Origin of the sequence: Dactylosporangium sp. NPDC005555, assembly GCF_040605635.1 — a bacterium.
Taxonomy (GTDB): Bacteria; Actinomycetota; Actinomycetes; order Mycobacteriales; family Micromonosporaceae; genus Dactylosporangium.
In genome coordinates this window covers 1-15,572 of record NZ_JBEXDG010000063.1, presented here as the reverse complement: position 1 = coordinate 15,572, position 15,572 = coordinate 1, and the positions used below count along the sequence as shown (strand labels likewise).

Sequence of the window (15,572 nt, the reverse complement as noted above, 5' to 3'; positions counted from 1 at the left end):
TGCAACGGTGACGCACATCCGCCGGTTCCGATGGCCCGACTACGACGCCGTCGTCGCGATCTGGGAGTCCGCCGGCAGCGAGGTCGTGCCGCGGGCCGAGCTGGCGGCGAAGCTCGACCGCGACCCGGAGCTGTTCCTGGTCGCCCAGGTGGACGAGGCGGTCGCGGCGGTGGTCCTGGGCACGTATGACGGGCGGCGGGGCTGGATCCTGCGGCTCGCCGTCGACCCGGCCCACCGCCGGCGGGGCCTCGCGACGGCGCTGGTCGGGGAGCTGGAGCGCCGCCTCGCCGCGCTGGGCTGCCCGCGGGCGAACCTCATGGTCCTGCCGGACAACGCCGCCGGGCTCCGGTTCTGGCAGGCCATGGGATATCTGCCGGTCCCCGACGTGCTGTGCACCAAACCGTTGGCCGCGGCGGGGCCATAGGATCATGGGATGCGACTCGGTGTGCTGCTGCTCCCCACCGACCCGTGGGCGCGGACCGTTGAGCGGGCCCGGCACCTCGAAGCGCTCGGCTACGCGCATCTGTGGACCTACGACCACCTGTCCTGGCGCCGGTACCGGGAGGAGCCGTGGCACGCCGCGATCCCGTGGCTGACCGGGCTCGCCGGGGTGACGAGCCGGGTGCGGCTCGGCACGATGGTCACGTCGCCGACGTTCCGGCATCCCGTCGCGCTGGCGAAGGAGGCGATGACCCTCGACCACGTCAGCGGCGGGCGGCTCACCCTCGGCATCGGCGCGGGCGGCACCGGCTTCGACGCCACGGTCCTCGGTGAGCCGGTCCGCACGCCCCGGCAGCGGGCGGCCCGGCTCGCCGAGTTCGCCGAGGTGCTCGACGGGCTGCTGCGGGAGCCCGTGTACTCGCACCGGGGCGAGCACTACACCGTCGATGACGCGCGGATGGTCCCCGGCTGCGTCCAGCGGCCCCGGCTACCCCTCGCGGTCGCGGCCGCCGGGCCGAAGACCCTGGCGCTCACCGCACGGCTCGCCGACGCGTGGATCACCTTCGGCGAGCCCGACGCGGCCGACCAGTCCCCTGCCGCGATCGAGGCCGCGGTACGCCGGCAGGCGGCCGTCCTCGAGGACCGCTGCGCCGAGCTCGGCCGGGACCCGGCGTCGATCGAGCGCATCTACCTCGTCGGGAACACCGCAGAGCGGCCCCTCGCGAGCGTGGCGGCGTTCGAGGACTTCGCCGGCCGCTACGAGGCGCTCGGCTTCACCGACATCGTCTTCCACGACCCTCGCCCCGGCGACCCGGTGTGGATCGAGGACCCCGAGATCGCCGACGCGATCGCCGAGCGTCTGCTCTGACGCCTCCTCCGACGCCTTGTCGCGGTCAGTGCCGGCGGGTCGCGAAGTGGCGGGCGGCGCAGGCGAGCAGGTCCGTGTCGAAGGGCAGCCGGTCGCAGCAGCCGACCGCCGCGGTGAGGTGCTCGGCGGTGAGGCGGCGGGCCTCGGCGAGGCCGCAGGTGCGCACGATGTTGGCCTTGGCGGTGTCGTTGCCGGCGTCCTTGCCGAGCAGCCCGGTCGACGAGGTCGCGTCCAGGACGTCGTCGTGCAGCTGGAACACCACGCCGGCGTGGAAGGCGAACCGTTTGAGCTCCTCGACCTGCTCCGGCGGCCGGTCCAGCAGCATCAGCAGCGGCACCAGGGACGCCTCGATCGCCGTGGAGGTCTTGAGGCCGTACATCTCGATGATCGCCGCCGGTGCGCTGGTGGTGTTGAGCCGCAGGTCGAGGTGCTGGCCGCGGCACAGGCCCGCCGGGCCGAGGACCGAGCCCACGTAGTCGATGACCCTGGTGACCCGGCTCGCCGGGAAGCTGCGGTCCAGCTGGGCCACCAGGCCGAAGGCGGACGAGATCATCGACAGGGCCGCGAGCTGGGCGCTCGCTTCGCCGTACACCATGTGCAGCGCGGGCCGTCCGCGGCGCAGCGTCGCGCCGTCCTGCGCCGGCAGGTCGTCGAAGATGAGGCTCGCGGTGTGGAACAGCTCGCCGGCGACGAGGACCGGCTCGATGGACTCCGGATCCACGCCGAGGCCCTCGGCGAGCATGAGCCCGAGCGCCGGCCGGAGGCGTTTCGCCGACCCCGCGAGGGCGTATCCGACGACGGCGTCGAGATCGTCGCCGGTGCTCGCCGGCCAGCGCCGGTCGAGCAGGCTGTTGACGTACGGCACCCGATCGGCGATGAACGTGCGGCAGTCGACGGCGGTCGGCGCCCTTCTCGACAACACCCGCCCGGCCCGCTCCCGCAGCCGCTGCTCCGCCACGTCCGCGCGGGCGGGTCTCCCGGTCGCCGCGTCCAGGAACCGCTGGACCGCGCCGCTGCCGGTGTGGTGCGCGCGCAGGTCTTCGGCACGGCTCAGCCGGGTGGTGGTGTAGTACGCGAGCGCGTCCGCGGCCACCGGGTCACCGCCGTAGACCTCTTCCGCGACGTACGCCTGATATGCGAACAGGTCGTCCAGCCGGGTGGCCGTCCGGCGGCCCGCCCGCTCGTCCTCGGCGGCGTCGACGATGTCGTCGCGGAGCTGGCTGATGAAGATCGTGTTGATGCACCGGCCGTAGAACCCGTCGTCGACCTGGCGGCGCGCGAGGAGGTTCGCGATGACCCGGCTCATGCCCGCCTTGACGAACATGTCCGGGTACATCGCCTCCGGCCCGGCCGCCGTCCGTCCGGCGTCGCGGTGCTGGGCGAGGTACATGGCTTCGGCCGCGTGGTACAGGTGCCGGTAGGCGTCGAACGGATAGTCCTCGAGCAGCCACCCGTGCACGGCGTGCAGCTCCTCGGCCAGGGGGTGCTCCGGCACCTCGGCGAGGTCTGCCGGCTCCCCCGTCGCGAGCCCCTTCATGATCAGCTCGTGCAGCCGCTCCCGCTCCTGCTGCCGCAGATACCGGCCCGGCCCGTCGTGCAGCGTGTCGTCGACGATCGCGTAGGCCGCGCCGAGCCCGTACGCGCCGCGGACGACATCCGCGAGGTCCGCCCTGCCGCTGTGGGCCGCGATGAGCAGCACGCCGGTGGCCGCCCGCACCACCTTCCCCATGCCGCCGGCCCGCACCACCGCGTCGGGCAGGATGCGGTGCAGGTGCTCCAGCCGATCGGCGAGCCACCCGGCCCCGGCGGTGCCCCGCAGCGCCGGCAGGTGCCGCTCCAGCGCCGCGACGACCCCGGCCGCGCCGCGCCGCTCGTCGATGTCGCCGAGGATCTCCCGCACGCTCGGCAGCCGCGTCGTCGTGATCGCTGCCACGCTTTCCGGCGACGGCACCTCGGCGAGGTTGAAGACGCTGAAGTGCACCAGCTCCCGGCGCTGCCGGACCCGCGCCTGCGCCCGCCGCCGCCACGCGGGCCGGTTGGCTTCCCGCAACTGCTCGGTGCACCGGTCGACATGCTGCTCGACCAGCCCCGGATTGGCCCCGGCCCAGGCACGGAAGTCGGCCAGCGTGTGCCCGACCCCCACCAGCAACCTGCCCTCCGCCAGGTCCTCCTGACAGAACGCGAACGGCCCACTGGCCTCGGCTGGGTCACTCATCGGGCTGCGGCACTCCTCTCTCCCGGTCTCCCGGCGCGTCTCTCCCGGTCTCCCGGCGCGTGCGACGCTGGTGCCCGATGGTAGGTGGCGCACGCTCGCCGGCGCCTGACGGCAGGCCGTGAGGACCCTTCACCGGCACCGCCAGGGTGTCCGGCTCCGGGACCTGGTGCGTCATGTCAGCCGCTCTGCTCGGTGATCAGCGGCAGCCGGGCCTGCACGACGAAGCCTTCCCCGGTGCGGAGACCGGCGGTGCACCGGCCTCCGGCGGACTCGGCCCGCTCGCGCATGCCGATCAGTCCGTTGCCGGTCCCGGGACCGTGCCGCCCGGGCGCCGCCTGGTTGGTGACGGTGATCGTGAGCGCCTGGCGGGTGTAGGCCAGCTGCAGGTCCGCCTCCGGCCGGGTGCCGTGTTTGGCGGCGTTGGTCAGGGCCTCCTGCACGATGCGGTAGGCGGCGAGGTCCGCCGGGCCGGGAAGCGGCCGGGCCGCACCCTGCTGGGCGAGCCGGACGTGGAGGCCGGCTCCGCGAAACGACGCCAGCAGCGCGCCGAGGTCCGCGAAGGACGGTGCGGGCTGCAGCGCCTCGGGCTCGTCGTCGGTGCGGAGCAGGCCGACGGTGGCGCGCAGGTCGTCGAGGGCGGCTCGGCTCGTGTCCTTGATGCCGGCCAGGGCCTGGTGGGCCCGTTCGGGGTCGGTGCGCAGCAGGTGGTGCGCGACCGCGGCCTGGGCGTTGACCAGGGTGATGTGATGGGCGACGACGTCGTGCAGGTCACGGGCGATGCGGACGCGTTCCTCGCGGACCTGCCGGCGGGCCTCGGACTCGCGGGTCTGCTCGGCTTCCGCGGCCCGGCGCCGTTCCTGGCGCAGCAGCGCGCGCTGGTTGCGGACCGAGTCGCCGACCGCGACGGCGGCGGCGACGTAGTTGATCGGCAGAACGTTGCTGATGTCGAAGAGGTGGTTGGGCAGCCAGATGATCGACGAGGCCGTGAGGAGCGCGGCCGCCACCGCGCCGAGGACCGCGGCGGTCCGCCGGTCGGTCGCCTCGGCCACCGTGTAGAGCGCGACGACGGTGGCGGCGTCCAGGACCACCTCGTGCGGGGCGATGATCGGCAGGGCGGCACCGCACAGGACGGTGATGACGGCGACGGTCCGGGGGTGCCGGCGGCGCAGTAGCAGCGCTCCCGCGCCGGCGAGGATCAGGGCGACCTGCGGGATGCTCGGCTTGTGCAGGCCTGGACCGGAGCCGTAGGCGATCTCCGCCATGCCGATCAGCACGACCGTCAGCGACAGCCCGGCCGCCCGCAGACCGCGCACGTCAGCGCCGACCCGGCGTGACGAGACCGGTCTCGTAGGCGAAGACGACGAGCTGGGCGCGGTCCCGGGCGCCGATCTTCGCCATGGCCCGGTTGATGTGGGTCTTGGCGGTGGCGGCGCTGATCGACAGCCGGCGCCCGATCTCCTCGTTCGACAACCCGCTGCCGGCCAGCGCGGTGAGCTCCTGCTCGCGTGCGGTGAGCTCGTCCAGCCTGCTCCCGGCGGCGACGACCGGGTCGGGAGTCGTGAGGAACCGTTCGATCAGCGCGGTGGTCGCCGCGGGTGACAGCAGGGAGTCCCCGGCGGCGACCGTGCGGATCGCCTGGAGCAGCTCGGCGGGTTCGACGCCCTTGCCGAGGAAGCCGCTGGCCCCGGCGCGCAGCGCGGCCAGGACGTGCTCGTCGGTCTCGAACGTGGTCAGGATGAGCACCCGGGTGCCCGCCAGGCCCGGCGCGGCGGCGATCCGGCGGGTGGCGCCGATCCCGTCGCTGCCCGGCATCCGGATGTCCATCACCACCACGTCGGGGCGTGTCCGCAGCGCGTTGGTGACCGCCTCGTCCCCGGTCGACGCCTCCCCCACCACCTCGATCTCCGGATCGGCGTCGAGCAGCAGCCGGAACGTGGCTCGCAGCAACGCCTGGTCATCGGCGAGCAGAACACGAACGGTCACGACATCATCCTTCAGCGGTAGCACGGTCCGCCCCCATCATCCGTCGGCCGGCCCGGGCCCGGGCGGTGACCTGCCCGGGGCCCAGTACTTGTCCGTGCCGCGACCGCCCGGTTCAGCGGGCCGCGACGCCAACGGGTTCAGCGGGAGCCGCGGCGTCGTGTGCCACCGGGTCGGCGACGCCTTCGACGGCCAGGTGCGGGGTGAGCTTCCCGGCCCAGCGGGGGTAGTACCAGTTGGCGTTGCCGAGCAGGTTCATCAGCGCGGGAATCAGCGTCAGACGGACCACGAACGCGTCGATGAGCACCGCCACGGCCAGGCCGATGCCGATGGCCGACACGATGCGTTCGCCGCCGAAGGCGAAGGAGGCGAACACCCCGAGCATGATCAGGGCGGCGGTGGCGATGACCCGGCCGGTCTCGGCGACGCCGACCCGGACGGCCCGCCGGTTGTCCTTCGACCTGGCCCATTCCTCATGGATGCGGCTGACCAGGAAGACCTGGTAGTCCATCGACAGGCCGAACACGATGCCGACGATCATCACCGGGACGATGTACATGACCGGCGCGCCGGTGCCGACCCCCAGCAGCTCGCTGCCCCAGCCGAACTGGAACATCGCGGTGATCGCGCCGAGCCCGACGAGGATGCTGGTGACGTTGCTCAGGGCGCCGACCAGCGGCACGAGCAGGCTGCGGAACGCCACGGCCAGCAGCAGGAAGCCGAGCACGGCGATGATGCCGAGATACAGAGGCAACCGGCCCAGCAGCGCCTCGGACAGGTCCTGGCTGGTGGCCGCCTTGCCGCCGACGTAGACCCGCAGGCTCGTCCCGGACGCCGCGGCCGGAACGACCTCGCCCCGCAGCCGCTCGACGAGATCGGCGGTGGCCTCGGCCTGGGCGCTGGTCCTCGGGGTGATCGTGACCGTCCGGACGGTGCCGTCCGCCGACATGCGGTCGGGTGACACGGCCGCGACGCCGGTCACGGACGCCAAGCGGCCGGTCAGGGCGGTGAACGCCTGCCGGGACTGCTGGTCCGGGGTGTTCGCCGCGAGGATCAGCGGGTTGTCGAACCCGGCGCCGAACGCGGCCGAGGTCATGGCGGAGTACCGGTGCGTCTGGGACGCCACCGGGTCGCTGCTGGCGTCGGCCTCACCGACACGGATCTGCGTGACCGGGGCGGCCAGGACGGCGACCACCGCGAGCGCGAGGGGAGCCATCAGCCAGGGAGCCGTCTGCAGGACCCGGGCCCAGGCGGCTGCGACACCGCGGGGGCGGGCCGGGCCGGCCGCGTCGTCGATGATGCCCTGCGCGAGCCGGGCGCGCTGCCGCTTCGACAGGACCTTGAGCCCGAAACCGCCCAACAGCGCCGGCAGCAGCGTCAGCGCCGCGACGACGGTGACCGCAACCGTGACCGCGGCGGCCTCACCCATCCCGGTGAGCACGCCCATGCCGACCACGCGGATCCCGAGCAGCGCGATGATCACCGTCAGACCGGCGAAGATGACCGCCCGGCCGGACGTGTCGATGGCGCGGGCCACCGCGTCCGGGACCGGCAGCCCGGCCAGCAGACCCTTCCGGGTGCGGTTGACGACGAACAGCGCGTAGTCGATCCCGACGGCCAGGCCCATCATCGACGCCATGGTGATCGACGTCGCGTCCAACGTCACGAGGTGCGAGCCGGCCACGACCAGCAGCAGCGACACGACCACGCCGGCCACGCCGGTGATCAGCGGCAGCAGCGACGCCCGCCACGACCGGAACATCAGCATCAGCAGCACCAGCGCGACGATCAGGCCGATCGCCTCCGGGCCGTGGGTCGGCTGCGGCTGCGTCTCGAACGCGGTGCCGCCGTAGGTGAGCTCGACCCCGGCGAGGCGGGCGTCGGCGACGACCCGCTCGACCGGGCCGGTGTCGGCGTCGCGGGTCAGCACCACCTGCGCGTAGGCGGTGCCGGCCTCCGGTGCCACCTGCTGCGCCCCGGCCTCGGTGTAGGGACTCTGCACCGACACGACACCTGGCAGGTCCGCGATCCGGTTCAGCAGGCCGGTGACCCCGTCGCGCACCGTGTCCGAGCCGACCGGCGCGGACGTCGCATGCCAGACGACCTTGCCGGCCGTGTTCGCCTCAGCACCGCCCGGCATCCGGGCCAGCAGCGCGTACGCCTTGGACGACTCGCTGTCGGGGATGTCGGCGGACGTCTTGAACGCGGAGCCGCCCAGCACGACCGCGGCGAGCAGACCCACCGCCAGCAGCAGCCAGCCGGCGAAAACCATTCTGCGGTGCGTGACGCACCAGCGAGCAAGAGCGGACATCGAAGAGGGCCTTTCGTCGCGACCACGGAGCGGAACGGACTCCACTCTCGCGTCGCGACCCCGCCCGGGTCGTCGGCCCGGCGCGGGCATCACGCCTACCTCAATCGCTGCTGACAACGCCGGTGTACCGCACCTGCGGTAGGTCCGGCGCCGGCTACCACGGACCAGGCACGCCTCAGACGGTGATGACGACGTTGCCGACCTTCCGTCCGCTGTCGACGTACCGGTGTGCCTCGACGATCTCCGAAAGCGGATAGGAACGGTCGATGACGACCCGGATCCGCTGCTGAGCGATCAGGTCGTGGAGCTGGGCCAGGGCCTCGTGTTTCCGCACCGACATACCGGTCCGGACGCGGGGCCCGCCGGTGACCGCGGTCCGCAGCGCGTGGACGTTGTTGACCAGGCCGGTCGTCGGCAGGTAGCAGCCGCGCGGGGCGAGGACCGGCCTGCACCGCGCGAACGTGCTGCGGGTGACGGTGTCGAAGATGACGTCGTAGCGTTCGCCGCTGGCGGTGAAGTCCGACACGGTGTGGTCGTGGACGCGGGTCGCGCCGAGGGACTCGACGAGTTCCGCGTTGCGGCCGCTGCACACGCCGTGGACCTCGGCGCCGGCCAGGGCCGCGATCTGCACGGCGTACGTGCCGATGCTCCCGGACGCGCCGATGACGAGGACCTTCTGTCCGGCCCGGACCCGGGCGAGCGTGTGCAGGAAATACCACGCGGTGGTGAACCCGTCGACGGCCGCGGCCGCTTCCGGATAACCGACGCCGTCCGGCATGGTGGTGAAGGACGCCTTCTCCGGCAGGCACTTGTACTCGGCGTTCGCGCCGACGGCGAAGCCGGTGAACCCGAACACCCGGTCGCCGACCCGGTGCCGGCGCACGAGCGGGCCGACGGCGTCGACCCGACCGGCGAACTCGAGGCCGAGGACGCGGATGCCTCTGCGGGGGCGGCGCAGCCCGAGGATGACCCGCCCCCACCGGGGTTCGCCGCGCCGCATCCCGCATTCGGCGGACGTGACGGTGGTGGCGTGCACCCGGACGAGGACCTGGTCGTCCTTCGGCACCGGCGCCGGCAGTTCCGCCTGGGTGAGGACCTCGGGCGGGCCGTACGCCCGGAACATGACCGCTCGCATGCGGGCCATCATGCGGCGGCGATGCTGTCAACGCGCTGAGTGCGGCTCAGTCCTCCCACACGTCGACGCGGGCGAGTCCCCGCGCGTCGCGGGCCGCGTCGACCATCCGCTGGATGAGCGCCGTCTTCTCGCGGGTGTACGTGTCGCCGTCGTGCCCGGCAGCGGCGAGCGCCCGTTTCAGGCGGCCGTATTCGTCGCGGTCCCCGGGATGCCGGAGGAGATGGTCGCGCAGCAGCCGTTCGTTGCGCGTGTCCCAGGTGTCGGCGGTGACGACGTGCAGGTGGTAGGCGGGTCCGCCGTCGCGCCGGTAGAACAGCCGCCCCCGCATGCCGGTCTCCAGCCGCCGGTAGCCCAGCGTCGCGAGGACGTCGTCGGCGGAGGTGCCGAGGTCCTCGACGGCCGCCATCAGGTCGATGACGGGCTTCGCCGCCAGCCCCGGCACGGCGGTGCTGCCAATGTGCTCGATGACGCCGAACGTGCCGGGCAGCGCCGACCGCAGTTCGCCGACCGCCTGCCGGGCCAGCCCGGCCCATGCCGGGTCGTGGTCGCGGATCTCGATCGTCACGCCAGGACCCTACCGATCGTGGCGTGGAGACGTTCGCCGCCGGTGACCTGCGTGCTGGACCACGCGCCGGCCGCCACGTGACCCGGATCGTCCACCGGTACGCCCGGGCGACGGGGAAACCGGGCCCGCGGCTGTTTCCGCTCGCGCCGTGGGAGGAGCTCGTCGCAACGTACGACGACACCGGCCTGCTGCGCCTCGCGTCCCAGCCCAGCGGCGAGGTGCGATACGAGCGCCCGCCGTCCGGCTTCACGATCGACGCCGCCTGCGCGCTCGTGCGACGCTCGCTGGTCACCCAGATCCCGGCCGTCGTCGCCGACCTGCCCGTGGACGGACCCGCGTGCTGCGTGTCGCTGACGTACTCGTCGTCGCACCCGCTCGACGTGATGCTGCGCGTCGTGTCCGCCGAGGAGCGGAAGTCCCTCATCGCCGAGTACACCGGCAACCGGACCATCGTCGACGGCAGGCCCTGGATCGGCGACTTCTGGACGTTCGGCGACGAACCGGGCGAGGAACCCGTCGACCTGAGCACGGTTGCCGACACCGTCAGACTGCTCACCCAGGAGCTGTCACTCGCCGCCGATGACCGCGGCCGGCGCCTGCTCTGCGCGGTCGCCGCCGAACTCAACACCCACGACTGGTCCCGGGTGCTCCCGATCACCGACGACTTCGTCGTCTACGCGGTGGACCTGGAAATGGCCGACCTCGAACGGAACCTGCCCGCCTGCCTCCGGCACGGGCCGCCCTGCTGCGCGACCGGGGCCTGCTGTGACCGCTCCCCTCATCCTGCGACCCGCGGCGCATGGTGATCAGTTCCCCGGCGTCCAGAAGCCTCGCAACCGATCGAGTGCCTCGTCCCTCGTCATCTCCGCCACCGCGCGCTCGTCGATCCCCACCCGGGTGATCAACAGGTGCACGAGGTCGGCGGGCAGCGACGTCTTCGGTGGGCTCGGCTCGCCTCGGTCCGGCCGCGTGCCGTCACGGACGCAGGCCCAGAACTCCTCCTCGGGCACCTGCAGCTGATCGCGCAGGATGTGCGCCCAGAGGCCGGGTCCGTATCCGGTGCGATCCGGCGGGTGTGAGATCCGGATCCGCAGTGTCCGCCCATCCTTCAGCGTCAGTTCGTAGGTCACATGATGGGTTCCCGAGCGTCCATGTGCGCCCCGGACCCGGACCCACCCTTCGACCTGGCAGAACCGGTCGTGGTCCTGCCGGGTGGGCGCCGGATGTCTCATCGACCCGGTCCGACCAGCCAGTCCCGGAGCTGCTCGTCGGAGCTGAGTCCGACAAGTTGCACGAGCCCCCAGTTTCCCGCATGGTTCGGCGCGTCCAGGAGCCGGTCCTGCCAGTCCACCGCGTACTCGCGCAGCGCGTCGACCATCTCGTCGACTGCGACGTCGAACGTGGCCCCGTCGGCGGCGATCGGCAGCCCGGGAATGAAGACGGACCACCCGCCGCCCTCGGCCACCGTCTCGGCCTTGGCAGGCACCAGCGAGCTCAGGAGATCCCTGAGGCGGTCCCGGTCGACGATCGCGGCGCCGCGATGCTCCCGCTGCACCGTCACCACCCGCCCGCGCTCGGCGTCGTCGAGGAGATCCTTGAAGTGCGCCCTAGCCTCGGAATAGCTGTTGTAGTGCACACGGTTCACGATCGACCCTCCACCCGCGTACGTCAAGTACGTGACGTACGCAGGTTACCCGAGAGCGGCCATATGGCCACACTCAGTTCAGGGCCACCGCCGCATGGCACGGCAACCCGCGCACCCGCCCCGAGATCGCCGTCACCGCCTGTCGTCAGGCGACGGTTCGATGACCAGGCGGGCGATCAGATCGCCGCGCAGGGTGAAGCGGTACTGCAGGTCGACGGTGCCGCCGGGGAAGTTGCCCTCCAGGTGGTGCAGGGCCACGTAGCGGGTGTCGTCGGTGCGGGTGGCGGCGGTCAGGGTGGCGGTGTAGTCGTATTCTGCGGCCGCGTCGCGGATCCAGGCCTGGATCTCGGCCCGCCCGCGGTAGGTGTGGCCGTCGTCGTCGACGACCGCGTCGTCGGTACAGGCTGACGATGCGGCAACTGCGTCGCGGGACCGGTGCGCGGTCAGATACGCGAGGATCACGGCCGGCAGGTCCGCCGGGTCGATCGGGGTCGTGGTGGTCATGTCCTGACCTTGGGGTCTCTCCCGGGGAGAGGGTCAAGCAGACTTGGGGGCATGCGCGAGGGGCTGACGATCGGGGAGTTCGCCACGCTGACCCACCTGAGCGTGCGGACGCTGCGCCGCTACCACGAGGCCGGGCTGCTCGCACCGGCGCAGGTCGACCCAGCCACCGGCTACCGCTACTACTCGACCGCGCAGATCCCGCCCGCGCAGGTCATCCACCGGCTCCGCCAGCTCGACGTGCCGCTCGCCGAGGTCCGGGCGATCCTCGCCACCGACGACCCGCAGCGGCGCGCCGACCTCGTCGCCGGGCACGTCAAGCGGCTCGAGGACGAGTTGGAGCGCACCCGGGCCGCAGTCGTGTCGCTGCGGCGGCTGCTGCGCCCCGAGCCGGTCGACCTCGAGATCGAGCTGCGCTCGGTGACGGCGAGGGTCGTGGCCGCCGTCAGCGGCAAGGTCACGATCGGCGAGGTCCGCGGCTGGTACGACGCGGCGATGGCCGAGCTCGACGCGGCCTTCCCTGCGGCCGAACGGACCGGGCCGCCCGGCGGCCGGTACGACAACGAGCTGTTCACCGGCGGCGCCGGGGTTGTGACGGTGTTCCGGCCGGTCCGCGAACCTCGCGTGCGGGGCCGGGTCGAGGTTGTCGAGCTGCCGGCGACGGACCTGGCGGTCGCGGTGCACGAAGGCCCGCACGACGACATCGACGTCACGTACGGGCGGCTCGGCGCGTGGGTCGTCGGGCACGCCCTGGCCGTCGACGGCCCGGTCCACGAGACCTACCCGGTCGGCCCGCGCGACACCGGGGTCGCCGCCGACTGGCGCACCGAGATCGGCTGGCCGGTGTTCCGGCTGGCGCCCGGCTGAAGCACCTCGAAGATGCCGGCGATCGTCCCGCGCGGGACGACCGCCGGCGCCGTCACGTCCGTGTGGCGGCGGGAGCCAGGAGCGGATGCGGGCGGACGGTCCATCCCGGCAACGGGCGGCCGCCGGCTTCCAGCGGGTCGGGCAGCAGCGTCGCCGGGAACCCGCCGAGCGCGAGGTCCCCGAGCCGGACCAGCGTCGCGCGGGCCTCACCGCAGCTGCCAGTGCTCCATCCAGACGGTCATGTCCACGAGCACATTGTCCGGCCCCGCCCCAGCACCACGCCGTTGCCACGGTGCAGCCCCCCGAGGCTCGGCCGCGCCGGACGGATCGCCTCGGACACCGCGACCACCCCGATACCGCTACCCTCCAACGCCAGCCGGACACGGACGGTCTGAGCTGCATGCACCCGTCCGCCTGGCGGAACTGATCGGACTCCATCAGCGGCGCCTCCCTCCGGCCGTACCGGCTCCCATGGTGCCATCGCGGCTCGCTCCGACGTCAGCGGTCGGCCGAGGGCGTGTGGCGTCACGGGCCGGCCTTCAGGGACTTCGTCAAGCGGTTGTCGGGGCGGGTCAGGATGTAGCAGCGGGCGGTGCGGTCGCCCAGGCGCCACCGGTCCGGGATGCCGCCCGTCATGACGACGCGCAGGTCGGTGCGGTTCTGGAACTTCGATGGTGACTCGCCCAGGAACGTCGCTGCCTTGGTGTTGCAGACCTGCGTCACCTCGCGGGCCAGTTTGGTCATGCCCGGGTGCGGGACGTCCGGTCCGGTGTGCAGGCCGATGTACTCGCCGTTGTGAGGCTGGGCGCAGTCGGTCGCGACCAGGTGGTCGATGGTCTTGTACCAGCCCTGTCCGTCCGGAGTGGCGCGGACTTCCACGCAGGTCAGTGCCAGCGGGCGGGTGCCTCGTAGGCCGTCCTTCAGGCTGCCCGTCCGCAGCCGGGAGGAGTGTCCGTCGGCGAAGAACTCGAACAGGGCGCAGCGGTACTCGCGGACGCCGTCGATCCACTCCTGCGTCGACGGGACGATGATCGCCAGGCCCAGACGGCCCTCGTGCCAGTCGCCGCCGACGTACTCGCGGGCGGCCGTGTCGCAGTCGGTGAAGACTTCGCGGGTCTTGTTCTCCGGCGGTGTCGTAAGACGGCCGACGCGGATGATCTCAGCCTGATGCTCGGCGGCGCAGTCGACCGCGTTCAGAGTGACGGGGCGGTAGTCGTACACGCCCAGCGACTGGCCCGCGTGGCACATGCCGGCGGCCGGTAGGGCGATCGCGGACGGGGAAGCCGCCACCGCGCTGGCGGTCGCCTCGCCCACGGGCTCCGGCCCGTCGCATCCGGCGGCCAGACTCAGCAGAACTCCAGCCGCAATGATCTTCCAGCGCATCCGAACATGATCGTGGAACGTGGGCGGCGAGCGGATCGGACGTTCGGCCGTTCACCGACCCGGTCCGGCACTGGGCAGATCACCATCTCCACCTGCACGGTCATGCAGCCGATCGAGCGCAGCGCTCGCCGTGACGGTGTCGCTCCGTGCGCGGGTCCGGTCTACTCGATTCGCGGAAAGACACCAGTAGACAAGAAGCCGATGAGCGGCTGCCGGAGACGGCAGCCGCAGGCTGGCTACGTGGACCCTGATTCGGCCGCCCGTGTTCCGCGCGTCATCGACTGTCGTCCGCGGGCAGGTCAAGAAACTCGCGTAGCCGAAGGCAGAGGTTCTTGATAGCGATCTGGTGTGCCTCATCAGTCACGGGAGACCGCTCGCCGTCTCCGTCGTCGAAGGTCTCCCGCAGGATCAGCCAGGGCCATGCGACGGGAGAGCCGCCGTGACGTTCGGCCATCCATGCCTGGAACCTGCCCAGGTCGCCGAGTCCGTGGGCGAGGTCGAACCCTGTCAGTAGCGAATACGCCCGATCGTACCGCGGAAGTCCGACGTACATCCCAAGGCGGCGTTCGGTGTGCCACAGTACCTCGTCCCAGTCCACGGACTTATCCTGCCCGAAGAGCGCGCTCAGCCCGGCCCGGGGGCGTGGCGCGTTGGGTGCCGACGTGCCGCGTCCCACAGTCCAGGGCAATACGCAGCGACCGGCGGAGGAGCGCTGCGGGATTACCTCCAGATCGCCGACGCGCCATACCGGTTCGGGCTCGGCGGAGACCTCAAGGACCGGCCACATTGCGACGCGCCACGACGATGTCAGCGCTTGCCGGCCGAGGCAGCCTGCGTCATCGGGCCATCGGTTCGGGTCAACCCAGCATCCGGTCATGTCTTCGACCGTGCGCGGCCGCCGGCGCAACCATCACAGCGCATAGCGAGGCGCCAGCTTCCGTTGCCGCTGTGCGTCCGGATTCGATGAGCGTGCGCCAACCGGCGTGGGGATGGCGGAAACCGGGTGGTGTGTTGTGCGGCGGGGCTGCTATCAAGGTCCGGTGAGTGCCGTTGAGCCGTAGCCTGCACACCGACCCGTACCCGATGCGCGCCACCCGCCGGGCTGGCGCACCCGTGCCTGTACGGGTCTGCCCGCCGCGACCCGGGTTCGTGCATCCGGCCGGCCCGGCCGATGTCGTTCGGGTCCTGACCTTCTTCGGGCCGGCCGCGGCGTACGGCCTGCGCGGTATCGAGCTGCGGCAGCGCCCGGCGGCCGGCACCGGTCCAGCCGTCGCGGCGCTGCGCGTGCCCGGGGTCGTGCTGCTGTTCGAGCAGCCCGCGCCGCCGTGGGTACTGTCCGGCCGGCTCACCGACGCGGCCGCGGCACGCCTGGAGCGCGCGGGCGCCCGGGTCGCGGCCGGCCAGGCCGGCACCCGGGTCGACTGGCCCGGCGGCACGTTGCGCGACTTCATGCTCTTCGACGGCCTCATGCACGAGATCGGCCACCACATGATCCAGCACGCCGCGCGCAAGCAGCGCACCCGCGCGATGCGCACCGCTGACCACGAGCGCCGCGCGGACGCGTACTGAGGTTCCCCCCGGGGAGTGGACACCGAGTTAGCAGGACTGTGGTTCTGCTGGGAGGATGTCCGTCGTGCCTGCTGGTAAGCGTCGGTCGTATA

The 15,572-nt window shown here is 72.4% G+C and carries 16 protein-coding genes; 5 read left to right on the top strand and 11 right to left on the bottom strand.

Annotation, left to right across the window (positions count from 1 at the left end):
- Positions 1–7: 7 nt before the first annotated feature.
- Together ABZS58_RS42205 and ABZS58_RS42200 are read left to right on the top strand one after the other, a co-directional pair.
- The gene (locus tag ABZS58_RS42205) at positions 8–424 is read left to right on the top strand and encodes a GNAT family acetyltransferase (RefSeq protein WP_354789558.1); all 417 of its coding nucleotides are present in this window, start codon (positions 8–10) and stop codon (positions 422–424) included.
- Positions 425–433: 9 nt separating this feature from the next.
- Positions 434–1,309 carry an LLM class flavin-dependent oxidoreductase gene (locus tag ABZS58_RS42200; protein WP_354789557.1) on the top strand — a complete coding sequence of 292 codons (876 nt, stop codon included), beginning with the start codon at positions 434–436 and terminating at the stop codon, positions 1,307–1,309.
- Positions 1,310–1,334: 25 nt separating this feature from the next.
- On the opposite strand, the gene ABZS58_RS42195 is transcribed toward ABZS58_RS42200, so the two are convergent.
- The 6 genes from ABZS58_RS42195 to ABZS58_RS42170 all read right to left on the bottom strand — a co-directional run bounded on the left by ABZS58_RS42195 (position 1,335) and on the right by ABZS58_RS42170 (position 9,515).
- Positions 1,335–3,524 carry a polyprenyl synthetase family protein gene (locus ABZS58_RS42195; RefSeq protein WP_354789555.1) on the bottom strand — a complete coding sequence of 730 codons (2,190 nt, stop codon included), beginning with the start codon at positions 3,522–3,524 and terminating at the stop codon, positions 1,335–1,337.
- A 176-nt stretch (positions 3,525–3,700) separates the two neighbouring features.
- Positions 3,701–4,837: a histidine kinase gene (locus ABZS58_RS42190; RefSeq protein WP_354789554.1), complete on the bottom strand. Its 1,137-nt coding sequence runs from the start codon at positions 4,835–4,837 to the stop codon at positions 3,701–3,703.
- A gap of 1 nt (position 4,838) precedes the next feature.
- Positions 4,839–5,507, bottom strand: coding sequence for a response regulator transcription factor (locus tag ABZS58_RS42185; protein WP_354789553.1), 669 nt, complete (start codon positions 5,505–5,507; stop codon positions 4,839–4,841).
- Between the two features lie 112 nt (positions 5,508–5,619).
- A complete protein-coding gene (locus tag ABZS58_RS42180) occupies positions 5,620–7,815 on the bottom strand; it encodes an MMPL family transporter (RefSeq protein ID WP_354789551.1) in 2,196 nt (731 codons plus the stop codon).
- Between the two features lie 175 nt (positions 7,816–7,990).
- Positions 7,991–8,950 (bottom strand): NAD(P)-dependent alcohol dehydrogenase, encoded by a 960-nt coding sequence (locus tag ABZS58_RS42175; RefSeq protein ID WP_354789549.1) that lies wholly within the window; start codon positions 8,948–8,950, stop codon positions 7,991–7,993.
- Positions 8,951–8,996: 46 nt separating this feature from the next.
- Positions 8,997–9,515 carry a GrpB family protein gene (locus tag ABZS58_RS42170; RefSeq protein ID WP_354789548.1) on the bottom strand — a complete coding sequence of 173 codons (519 nt, stop codon included), beginning with the start codon at positions 9,513–9,515 and terminating at the stop codon, positions 8,997–8,999.
- A 23-nt stretch (positions 9,516–9,538) separates the two neighbouring features.
- Between ABZS58_RS42170 and ABZS58_RS42165 the strand changes: the two genes are divergently transcribed.
- Positions 9,539–10,321 (top strand): hypothetical protein, encoded by a 783-nt coding sequence (locus ABZS58_RS42165; RefSeq protein WP_354789546.1) that lies wholly within the window; start codon positions 9,539–9,541, stop codon positions 10,319–10,321.
- On the opposite strand, the gene ABZS58_RS42160 is transcribed toward ABZS58_RS42165, so the two are convergent.
- The 3 genes from ABZS58_RS42160 to ABZS58_RS42150 all read right to left on the bottom strand — a co-directional run bounded on the left by ABZS58_RS42160 (position 10,322) and on the right by ABZS58_RS42150 (position 11,664).
- Positions 10,322–10,645 carry a hypothetical protein gene (locus ABZS58_RS42160; protein WP_354789544.1) on the bottom strand — a complete coding sequence of 108 codons (324 nt, stop codon included), beginning with the start codon at positions 10,643–10,645 and terminating at the stop codon, positions 10,322–10,324.
- Between the two features lie 98 nt (positions 10,646–10,743).
- Entirely contained in the window at positions 10,744–11,160 is a 417-nt protein-coding gene (locus ABZS58_RS42155; protein ID WP_354789543.1) for a hypothetical protein, read from the bottom strand.
- A 132-nt stretch (positions 11,161–11,292) separates the two neighbouring features.
- Complete coding sequence (locus ABZS58_RS42150; protein WP_354789541.1) at positions 11,293–11,664, bottom strand: nuclear transport factor 2 family protein; 372 nt, start codon at positions 11,662–11,664, stop codon at positions 11,293–11,295.
- Positions 11,665–11,715: 51 nt separating this feature from the next.
- On the opposite strand from ABZS58_RS42150, the gene ABZS58_RS42145 reads away from it, so the two are divergent.
- Positions 11,716–12,528, top strand: a complete 813-nt coding sequence (locus tag ABZS58_RS42145; RefSeq protein ID WP_354789540.1) for a MerR family transcriptional regulator — start codon at positions 11,716–11,718, stop codon at positions 12,526–12,528.
- A 525-nt stretch (positions 12,529–13,053) separates the two neighbouring features.
- On the opposite strand, the gene ABZS58_RS42140 is transcribed toward ABZS58_RS42145, so the two are convergent.
- Positions 13,054–13,911, bottom strand: coding sequence for a septum formation family protein (locus tag ABZS58_RS42140; RefSeq protein WP_354789538.1), 858 nt, complete (start codon positions 13,909–13,911; stop codon positions 13,054–13,056).
- A 274-nt stretch (positions 13,912–14,185) separates the two neighbouring features.
- On the bottom strand, positions 14,186–14,509 hold the full coding sequence (locus tag ABZS58_RS42135) for a hypothetical protein (RefSeq protein WP_354789536.1): 324 nt from the start codon (positions 14,507–14,509) through the stop codon (positions 14,186–14,188).
- A gap of 446 nt (positions 14,510–14,955) precedes the next feature.
- Between ABZS58_RS42135 and ABZS58_RS42130 the strand changes: the two genes are divergently transcribed.
- Positions 14,956–15,480, top strand: a complete 525-nt coding sequence (locus ABZS58_RS42130) for a hypothetical protein (protein WP_354789534.1) — start codon at positions 14,956–14,958, stop codon at positions 15,478–15,480.
- Positions 15,481–15,572: the final 92 nt, after the last annotated feature.